This window comes from Hydrotalea sp. AMD, from assembly GCF_004100315.1.
In the GTDB taxonomy this organism is placed as follows: Bacteria; Bacteroidota; Bacteroidia; order Chitinophagales; family Chitinophagaceae; genus Hydrotalea; species Hydrotalea flava.
The window spans coordinates 1-1076 of record NZ_SCKY01000094.1 but is presented as its reverse complement, the minus strand read 5'-3'; the positions used below and the strand labels follow the sequence as shown (position 1 = coordinate 1076).

At 36.0% G+C, this 1076-nt stretch carries 2 protein-coding genes; both read left to right on the top strand.

Annotated features, from left to right (window positions below; genetic code table 11):
- Positions 1 to 43 precede the first annotated feature (43 nt).
- Positions 44 to 874: a hypothetical protein gene (locus EO766_RS18225; RefSeq protein ID WP_074419105.1), complete on the top strand. Its 831-nt coding sequence runs from the start codon at positions 44 to 46 to the stop codon at positions 872 to 874.
- Positions 871 to 1076, top strand: a 206-nt coding sequence (locus EO766_RS18220) for a hypothetical protein (protein ID WP_287101808.1), incomplete at its 3' end; no start/stop codon positions are given. The genes EO766_RS18225 and EO766_RS18220, both read left to right, overlap by 4 nt.

Sequence of the window (1076 nt, the reverse complement as noted above, 5' to 3'; positions counted from 1 at the left end):
CGTTGTAGGCAAGGCGTGACCAACACTAACACTTTGAAAAAATATGACTTGTAAATTTTGCGGACAACCAGCAGGCTTTTTGAGAAGCGTTCATAAAGAATGTGAGCTTGCTCATTCAAATGCACTGATTTCTATTCCTAATGAAATAAGCAAATCAATTACCTCGACATCTGACTTTTCCAATCTTAGCAATGAAGTTGCAGCCATTGCAAAGACTGGATTTATCAATCAGACTGAGTTGAATGAGTTATACACTTTAGGATTTGACAAAGCAGTAGAAACCTTTCTTGACGATGGAATTATTTCTAAGGAAGAAGAAGAGAAAATTTCTAACTATAAAAAATATTTCGACCTTGACCAGAACCTTCTTAATAAAAATGGTTCTTTTGAAAAAGTTGCAAAGGGACTAATACTCAAGGATATTTCTCAAGGGAAATTACCAGAGAATAGATTGAATATCTCGGGCAATTCTCCATTTCTATTAGACAAAGGAGAAACTCTCATTTGGATTTTTCAGACCGTAGAGTTTTATGAGCAGAGAAGTAAAACTACATTTGAAGGGAAAAGCCAAGGAATTAGCATTAAGATTGCAAAAGGAGTTTATTATCGAACTGGACAATTCAAAGGCAATCCAGTTACAACAACACAAATGACATTAATTGCGAATGGCATGTTTGCCCTGACAAATAAAAATATCTACTTTGCTTCTGCGTCAAAAAGTATTAAAATTCCTTATGCTAAACTAATTTCAATGACACAATATTCAGACGGCATTGGACTTCAAAAAGACGGAGCAAGTGCGAAACCGCAAATATTTAAAGGGTTGGACGGGTGGTTTACATATAATATAATATCGAACTTAAAAAATGTTTGATTCCCCTGCCTACAACAAAAATATTTGCAAAAGCAGGGCTTGACAATGTAACATCAGCTATGTGCAAGCATCAGCACCGGTTTCAACTCGACGTTCAATTTCCAGCTTTAGTTCATAACTTCAACAACATATTTTCAAATGAGCATCTGTACCGGGCTGGACAATCAATGAATTCCCTGCCTTCGCAAATACTCGAACGTTG

Coding starts and splice junctions, on each gene's coding strand:
- EO766_RS18225 (WP_074419105.1), top strand. CDS start 44: ATGACTTGTAAATTTTGCGGACAACCAGCAGGCTTTTTGAGAAGCGTT.